This is a genomic window from Collinsella sp. AM23-17 (assembly GCF_003470945.1).
In the GTDB taxonomy this organism is placed as follows: Bacteria; Actinomycetota; Coriobacteriia; order Coriobacteriales; family Coriobacteriaceae; genus Collinsella; species Collinsella aerofaciens_O.
Map to the genome: position 1 here is coordinate 1 of NZ_QRHU01000037.1, position 8,788 is coordinate 8,788.

Here is an 8,788-nt window from a genome sequence, read left to right on the forward strand (position 1 = left end):
CCAGCCATAAAAAAGCCTCCCATTCTTGTGTCCAAGAAATGGGAGGCAGTTCAAAAGACTACCCGCGCCAAATGAGCTAGTTGAGGAGTTGGGCCATGGCGTTGACGAATTTTTGTACTTGGAGGGTTGGCTCGAGCGGATAGTGCAAAAAAACCGGCACCTCGCGGCCGCACAGGAACGGCACGCCTACAAAGGCCGGGTGTACGCCTGACCAAGCTCCGCAGGTGAGCACCGCGTCGCCCTTTTCCTCCGCCTCGTTAAAGAGCGCAAAGTCGAAGCTATCCACGTCGATCACGTCCACGCCGCCGTCGGCCAAAAGGTCGATGCGCAGGCTGTCCATGGCGTCGTTGCCGTGACGGAGCACGCGCAGGCGCATGCCCTCCAGGTCGGCAACTGTGATGCGCGTCTTGCGCGCAAGCGGGCTCGTGCGCGGCACATCAATATAAAACGGTACGTTGACGATAAGGAGCTTTTGGCAGGCATCACCCCAGCGTGGGGTAGAAAAACTCGATTGCACCACATCGACCTCGCGGCCCAAGCTGCGCATGACGGTCTCGCGCTCATCATAAAGGTCACTCACCGGCACAATCTCAAAGCGCAGTGACGGCTCCAGTTCGTGCACACTCGTCCACATCGACAGCGTCTGGCGCCCAGGGCACATCATCGACACGCCCAGGCGCACGGCACCGCCATCGCCCGCCGCGCGTCGGGCACGGCGCAGCGCGTCCTCGGACTGCCGCATGATCGAGCGCGCGTCGTCCACCAGCAGAGCGCCCGCCGGCGTCACCTTGACGCCCGAGTGCGAGCGTTCGAACAGCGTGATGCCGAACTCGGCCTCGAAGCCCGACACCTGCTTGACGAGCGCCGGAGTCGACACGCGCAATTGTGCCGCCGCACGCGAGAAGCTTCCCAGCTCCGCAGCGGCCGATATGGCCTCAAGTCGTCGATCGTACACGTCAATCTCCCGTTTTCGCGCCCGTGGCCACATGGTGCCACAGGAGGTTGTTTCGCAGGTCATGCGCTCAATTGAGAATAAACTGCATCGCACAGTGTAAACCTATGGTTAATGCCATTCTAACAAATATGCAATTCACCTGCGCAAATGCAAAGCATACGATAACCAGCGAAAACCACGTGGGTCGGTTAATGGGAGCGACCCACCGGGAGGCATAAGAAGGGAAGTTCCTATGAGCAATTGGCTTAAGCTCGAGGGCGATGTTTGCGCTGTGACTGGAGCGCTCGGCGGCATGGGCGTCGAGATTTGCCGCGAGTTCGCCCGCAATGGCGCTAACGTCGTCCTGCTCGACCTGGACGAGGAGAAGGTCAAGGCCGCTGCCGCCGACCTCGCCGCCGAGTTTGGTATCCACGCCGAGGGCTACAAGATGAACGCCACCGACGAGGCCGAGGTTCAGGCTGCCGTCGACGCCACCATCGCCAACTTCGGCCGCGTCGACGTTCTCGTCAACACCGCCGGCATCCTGCGCTTCGCCGCCATGGAGGACCTGCCGCTAAGCGACTGGGAGCAGGTGCTCAACGTCAACCTCACCGGCTACTTCATCACCTCGCAGCGCTTTGGTCGCGAGATGATCAAGGCCGGCCAGGGCCGCCTGGTGCACATCTCGACCGTTGCCAGCCACTCCCCCGAGACGTTCTCGGGCGTGTACAGCTCCACCAAGGCGGGCGTCAACATGATGTCCAAGATGCTCGCCGCCGAGTGGGGCCCCTACGGCGTCCGCTCCAACTGCGTCGAGCCCTGCTTTGTCAAGACACCCATGTCGGCAAGCTTTTACGCCGATCCCGAGGTCGAGAAGAGCCGCAGCCGCCTCATCGCCACGCGCCGCATCGGCGAGGTCAGCGATATCGCCAACGCCGTCATGTTCCTGGCGTCCAAGCGCTCGGACTTTACCACCGGCGACGCCATCAAGGTCGACGGCGGCTTCTCCAACATGATGGGCGACCTCACCGCCAAGCCCGGCGGCCGCCGCGCCTTTGCCGACAACTACCTCAAGAACAAGGGCGTCGAGCTCTGGTCCGATGAGTCCGGCGTCGCAAAGCCGACTGACCAGTAAACCAGCCCGGTAGAAAGGGGCGCGGGGCAAGCACCTCAGCGGCGTTTGCCCCTCCCCTCCCCCGTATCGATTAGAAAGAGTCCAATGGCTTCCACCAACTCCAACAAGGGTCGCGCCGTCGTGCTTTCCGCCGCGTGCGTCACCATGTTCTTCATCAGCTCCATCGCGCTGTATTCCGTTGTGAGCAAGAACCTGCTCGCCGTCTATCCCGAGTGGTCCAGCGCTCTTACCTGGGCTTTCCCGGTCTTCCAGACCATCATGGCCGTGACGGGCATCTTCGCCGGCCGCATCTCCGATAAGATCGGCCCGCGCAACGTCGTGATCGCTGCCGCCGTGTGCTACGGCGTGGGCTGGTTCATGTCCGGCACCGTCACCGAGCCGTGGCAGTTCTACCTGTGGTTCTCGCTCGTCGCCGCCATCGGCAACGGCCTGGGCTACAACCCCGCGCTCACCACCGGCCAAAAGTGGTTCATCGACAAAAAGGGCCTCGCCTCCGGCATCACCCTGGCCGCTTCGACCGCCGGCCCCGCCGTGCTGTCCCCGGTGCTCGCCTCGCTGCTCATCCCGAGCCTTGGCATCTTTGGCGCCCTTAAGGCACTCGGCGTCATCTTCTTTGTGACGATCGCCGCCTCCGCCCTGTTCCTGAAGGCCCCCGAGGCCGGTTGGCTGCCCGAGGGCTTCGAGGCCCCCAAGGGCGGCGCGCACGCCGGCACTTTCGGCGACCTCACCCCGGGCGAGATGGTCAAAACCCCGCGCTTCTGGGTCCTCATCGCCACCTTCGCCTTCGCCGCCACCGCGGGCACCCTGCTCGTGGGCAAGGTTGCCTCCATCGCCGCTGTCCAGCTCTTCGCCGACCCCACGAGCGCCGCGGCCGTCGCCCTCGGCGGCGTGGTCGTCTCCGTCAACACCTGCGCCAACCTGGTCGGCCGTCTGTCCTTTGGCCAGATCATCGACAAGCTCGGCGCCTACAAGTCGCTGCTCATCAGCCTTGTCGTCACCATCGTCGCGCTCGTCATCATGTCGATGAGCTTTACGCAGAGCATGTTCTTTGTGGCGCTCGCCCTGCTCGGCTTTAGCTTTGGCGCCCTGCTCGTCATCTACCCGCCGCTCACCGGTGGCGCCTTTGGCACCAGCAACATCGGCGTCAACTACGGCATCATGTTTTTGGGCTATGCCGCTTCCACCTGGATCAGCCAGCCCATCACCGCCGTGCTGTATCACGCCGAGGCCGGCAGCGCCGCCTACCAGCAGTCCTTCTACGGCGCCATTGTGATTGCCGCCATCGCCGTCGTGCTCACCGTCTACATGATGGTCTCCGACAGCAAGAAGAAGTCCGCCTAGTTATACCAATGTGGCAAAGGGACAGTCCCTTTGCCACATTCGCCAGCCACCAGCATTAAGGAGTCGAAATGTCTGAGCTCAACCCCGTCCGCATTGCCGTCATCGGCGCCGGCGCCATGGGCCGCAACCACATCCGCTTTGTCACCGAGGAGCCCGAGGCCGAGCTCGTCGCCATCGCCGACGCCTTTGAGGGCGCCCGCGCCACGGCCGAGGCCGCCGGCGTGCCGTTCTTTACCGATCCCGCCCAGATGATGGACGAGGTCAAGCCCGAGGCCGTCATCATCGCCACCCCCAACGACCTGCACCTGGGCGTTGCCCGCGAGGCCATCAAGCGCAACATCGTGCCGCTGGTCGAAAAGCCGATCTCCAACGATCTCGAGGATGCCCAGGCCTTCGCCGCCGAGGCCGAGACCGCCGGCGTGCCCGTACTCGTGGGTCAGCACCGTCGCCACAACCCGTTTGTGAACAAGGCCAAGGAGATCATCGAGTCCGGCGAGCTGGGCAAGCTCACCGTGTCGAGCTTCCACTACATGATCTATAAGAACGACGAGTACTTCGACGTCGAGTGGCGCCGCAAGAAGGGTGCCGGCCCGATTCTGGTCAACCTGGTGCACGACGTCGACCTGCTCCGTTACCTGCTGGGCGAGCCCGTTGCCGTCCAGGGTATGCAGTCCAGCGCCGCCCGCGGTTTTGAGACCGAGGACTCCGCCGTGGTCAACGTCCGTTTTGCCGATGGCGCGCTTGCGAGCATGACCATCTCCGACGCCACCGCCAGCCCTTGGAACTGGGAGGCAACCGCTCGCGAGGATCCGCAGTACCGCCCCTTCGACGCCGACGCCTACTTTATCGGCGGCACCAAGGGCGCCCTGTCGCTGCCCCGCCTGCACCAGTTCTCCTACGACGGCGCCTCTAACTGGCACAAGCCGCTGCAGATGGAGATTCCGGCCGTCGACCCGGCGCTTCCCCACAAGATGCAGCTCAAGCACTTTGTGAAGGTCGTCCGCCGCGAGGTCGAGCCCGTCGTGACGCCGGCCGACAACGTCAAGACGCTCACGCTTCTCAACGCCGTCAAGGAGGCCGCCGAGACCGGCCAGCTCGTCGAGCTGTAACGCCTTAAGAGCGGCCGCGACAGAAACCCCATGCCGAGCCCCTCGGTCCGCCACAAATAAGCCCCTCTTCTTTGCCCCGCGAGCAGCCTCCTGCCCGCGGGGCATTTTGCTACGTTGCCAATGATTTTTCTGGGACGGGGGACTTTTTGCACCTTAGCTTGATTCGTTCGCCACGAAATGTGCCTATCTACTACGTTTAACCAATCACCCTCAACCATACAGAATTTCGCGAAATAAAAACCGCAGGTAAACGGCTTGCGCATTTTCGGAAAACCGGGGGATGGTCGACCCACACGGTTCAAACGTAGTAGATAGGCCGCTTTCGTGGTTCCGCGCCAAAACAGTCTTTTTTGGGCGAAGTGGCAGGTGGTATCCTTGGTAGCTCTGTGCTGCAAACGCACCTTAAACGCAAGGAGTCCCATGGATCTTATCGCCCAGCTCGCCCGCGAGCTCAACCTTAAGGCCGCCAACGTCGAGGCGGCCGTCAAGCTCATCGACGAGGGAAACACCATTCCCTTTATCTCGCGCTACCGCAAGGAAGCCACGGGCGGCATGGACGACGTCGCCCTGCGCGCACTCGACGAGCGCCTGTCCTACCTGCGCAATCTTGAGCAGCGTAAAGAGGACGTCATCCTGCTCATCGATGCCCAGGGCAAACTCACGCCCGAACTCGAGCAACAGATTCGCGAGGCCACACAGCTCCAGCGTGTCGAGGACCTCTACAAGCCCTACCGCAAAAAGCGCATGACCCGCGCGCAGAAGGCACGCGAGGCCGGCCTGGAGCCGCTCGCCAACATGATCATCATGCAGGCTTCGGCCAAGGGCAGCGCGCTCGACGCCGCCGCGGACTACGTCAACGAGGAGGCCGGCTTCGACACGCCCGAGAAGGCGCTCGCCGGCGCCGCCGACATCGTGGCCGAGACGGTAGCCGAGGACCCGGAGAACGTCGCCGACCTGCGCGCCTTTACGCAAAACACCGCCGACATCGTCGTCGAGGCCACCGACCCCGCCGAGAAGACTCCCTACGAGCCGTACTACAGCTATGACGAGCCACTGCGCCGTATACCCAACCACCGCGTGCTGGCTATCGACCGCGGCGAGCGCGAGGGCAAGCTCCGCGTGCGCGTGGACGTCGACGGCGCAGCCGCCACGGCACGCCTCGGCAGCCGCTGGCCCCGCCGCCAGGGCGTGTTTGCTCCCATCTTCGATGCCGCCATCGCTGACGGTTACAAGCGCCTCATGGCCCCCTCGCTGGAGCGCGAGGCCCGCGCCAAACTCACCGTTCGCGCCCAGACCGAGGCCATCAACGTCTTTGCCAAGAATCTCGAAGGCCTGCTCTCGGCACGCCCCGTGCGCGGCGCCCGCGTGCTCGCGCTCGATCCGGGCTACCGTACCGGCTGCAAGGTCGCCGTCATGGACGAGACCGGCAAGTTACTCGACCACGGCGTGGTCTACCCCACCAAGCCGCGCCACGACGTCGCCGGCACCAAGCGTGAGCTCGCCCGCCTCGTCAAGAAGAACGGCGTCAACACCATCGTCATCGGCAACGGCACCGCCAGCCGCGAGACCGAGGAAGTCGTCTCGGAGTTTATTGCCGAGCAGGCGCCCAGCCTTCGCTACACCATCGTCAACGAGGCGGGCGCGTCGGTGTACTCCGCCTCCGAGCTCGCGAGCCAGGAGTATCCCGATCTGGATGTCACCGTGCGCGGCGCCATGAGCCTGGGCCGCCGCCTGCAGGACCCGCTGGCAGAGCTCGTCAAGATTCCGCCCCAGTCCATCGGCGTTGGCCAGTACCAGCACGACCTTGACCAGGCCGAGCTTTCGCGCACCTTGGGCCACGTGGTGGAAGACGTCGTCAACCGTGTGGGCGTCGACGTCAACACCGCGAGCGCAAGCCTGCTGGGCTACGTGTCGGGCATTACGCCGAGCGTGGCCAAGAACATCGTGGCATACCGCGAGGAAAACGGCGCCTTTACCGATCGCCGCCAGCTCAAGAAGGTCCCCAAGCTGGGACCCAAGGCATACCTCAACGCCGCGGGCTTCCTGCGCATCAGCGGCGGCAAGAACCCGCTCGACGCGACAAGCGTCCACCCCGAGAGCTACGAGGTGGCCACGTCCGTCTTGGAACGCGCCGGCGTGGCGGCCAGTGAGCTCAGCCGAGGCGGCGTGCCCGATATCGAGCGCCGCCTGGGCAGCATCTCGGCGCTGGCAAGCGACCTGGACTGCGGCACCCTCACGCTCATCGACATCGTCAACGAGCTCAAGAAACCCGGCCGCGATCCGCGCGACGATGCGCCCGAGGTGGTCTTTAGCCGCTCGGCGCTTTCCATCGACGACCTGGAACCCGGCATGGAGCTCAAGGGCACGGTGCGCAACGTTGTCGATTTTGGCGCCTTCGTCGACGTAGGCGTGCACCAGGACGGCCTCGTACATATCTCCAAGCTGGCCAACCGCTTCGTCAAGCACCCGAGCGACGTGGTGCGCGTCGGCGACACGGTCAAGGTGTGGGTCGAGAAGGTCGATCGCGACCGCAAGAAGATCTCCCTCACCATGGTGCAAGGAAAGTAAACCGCCAAAGCGGATATCCCCTCTTCGCGGCAAGTGTCGCAAAGAGGGCGGGCGTTCCCCGCGCTCTTTGCCCCTTCGGCAAAGTGGGGTATACTGTCCGCAGTGTGAAAAGCCTTCGGGCTTTTAGCGGCTGCGGGTACCTGTACCTACAGCCGCATTTTTCGTTTTGGAGGAACGATCATGAAGGAGCGCCCGCTCATCCCGGCAGAACAACAGGTCGCCCACCTCGCAGAGCGGGGCGTCCGCTTCGACATAATGAGCCCCAAGGATGCAGTCGCGTTCCTCCGCGACAAGAACTTCTTCTTCAAGGTCAAGGCGTTTGCGAAGTGCTTCTCAACGTATCGTAGCCCCGCGTCGGAGGGCTACGGACGCTACGTCAACCTAGACTTCGCCTACCTCACCGAGCTCACCAGACTCGACCACCACCTCCGCGAGCACATCCTCTCGATGACGCTTGACATCGAGCACTACATGAAGGTCCATCTAAACCGGACGATGATGGACGACGGCGCCGACGGGAAGGAGGTCCTCGACCTCCTTTTCGCCCACGAAAGGCTGCGTAAGGAGAGGATGCTGGAGGAGCGGTTCGATCCAAGCGGGTCAGAAGCCACCGTCGAGAGGATGAAGGCCATCGCCGACCGGCTAGATGGGGTGGGCGGCAGCGATCGGGTGATGCTCTTCCTCGAGATGCTCCACATCGCCGAGGATCAGACTTTGGGGATAGACCCGGAGCACCTCGAGCGCAGCGTCTCGTACCTCGGAGACTCGAACTACACCCGGGACCTCGCGAATAAGTACGGCAGACGCGAGGACATGTACGTCTGGAACTACCTGGAACTCGTCTCCTTCGGGGGAATCATCGCGCTTTACAAGTTCTACTTCTACGACCTCAGGAGGGAACGCAGCCAGGAGGCCGAATCCGTCAAGCAGCTCCTGTTCCCCGTGAAGGCCCTGCGCAACGCGGCCGCTCATAACGGCAACGTTCTGAACACGATCGGGCAGCGTCTACAGAAGCCCGTCGGCTCCATCGCGACGGCCGCGCGGGAGGAGCTCGGAATCGACCAGGAGCTCGTCGCCCTTACGAAGCGCTTCCCCGTCATCCACGACTTCACCGCACTCGTGCTCTGCTTCGATAGAATTGTCAGCGATGCGGACGCGAGGTCGGAAAAGGCGGCAGGCCTGCGCACCCTGCGCGAGCGCTTCCTTGAGCACGCCGACTATTTCGAAAAGCAGATCGAGCTTGACCGAGGAATCAGGATGCTGGGGGAAGTCATGCGCTCGGGAGCCGATGTCATCTCTTCGAGCTCCCTATAGCTCTTCAGCCCCCTAATAGCCCCTTACCATTTGGGCCCCGCTCGAACAGAGTAGGTTCGAGTAGGTTCGAGCAACTCAGCAGCAATCCGACTACCCGCTGCATGAAAACCGCAGCTCAGACGCATGACATGCCGTCCCATGAAGCAGCGGGTTCGGGTAAGAGTACGTCCGAGTGGTCAGAGTAGGGCCCGACTTCCCCCTCTTGGCGACGTGCAAAATCGCGAATATTCAGCATCTCTCGATAGCCCCGCGGTGCCTCAGAGAGCCATAAAAGCAAAAACGGCCCCCGTTTTAGCGTCAATTAGAGCCAAAACGGGGGCCGTTCCGTGCTTCAACCTTGAATGGCAACTTCATCCGAACACTTCCCACATTCATCCGTACATGTAC

6 protein-coding genes are annotated in these 8,788 nt (G+C 62.9%); 5 read left to right on the top strand and 1 reads right to left on the bottom strand.

Going from position 1 to position 8,788, the window contains the following annotated elements:
• Positions 1-76: 76 nt before the first annotated feature.
• Complete coding sequence (locus DW645_RS09570) at positions 77-955, bottom strand: LysR family transcriptional regulator (protein ID WP_233539918.1); 879 nt, start codon at positions 953-955, stop codon at positions 77-79.
• Between the two features lie 232 nt (positions 956-1,187).
• Here DW645_RS09570 and DW645_RS09575 point away from each other — a divergent pair, with 232 nt between their 5' ends.
• The 5 genes from DW645_RS09575 (at position 1,188) to DW645_RS09595 (ending at position 8,401) form a co-directional block, all read left to right on the top strand.
• A complete protein-coding gene (locus DW645_RS09575) occupies positions 1,188-2,069 on the top strand; it encodes an SDR family NAD(P)-dependent oxidoreductase (RefSeq protein WP_117734887.1) in 882 nt (293 codons plus the stop codon).
• Positions 2,070-2,153: 84 nt separating this feature from the next.
• Complete coding sequence (locus DW645_RS09580) at positions 2,154-3,410, top strand: MFS transporter (RefSeq protein ID WP_117564355.1); 1,257 nt, start codon at positions 2,154-2,156, stop codon at positions 3,408-3,410.
• A gap of 68 nt (positions 3,411-3,478) precedes the next feature.
• Entirely contained in the window at positions 3,479-4,519 is a 1,041-nt protein-coding gene (locus DW645_RS09585) for a Gfo/Idh/MocA family protein (RefSeq protein ID WP_117637693.1), read from the top strand.
• A 420-nt stretch (positions 4,520-4,939) separates the two neighbouring features.
• Positions 4,940-7,087 (top strand): Tex family protein, encoded by a 2,148-nt coding sequence (locus DW645_RS09590; RefSeq protein WP_117800278.1) that lies wholly within the window; start codon positions 4,940-4,942, stop codon positions 7,085-7,087.
• 180 nt (positions 7,088-7,267) lie between these two features.
• Positions 7,268-8,401 (top strand): Abi family protein, encoded by a 1,134-nt coding sequence (locus tag DW645_RS09595; RefSeq protein ID WP_117786803.1) that lies wholly within the window; start codon positions 7,268-7,270, stop codon positions 8,399-8,401.
• Positions 8,402-8,788: the final 387 nt, after the last annotated feature.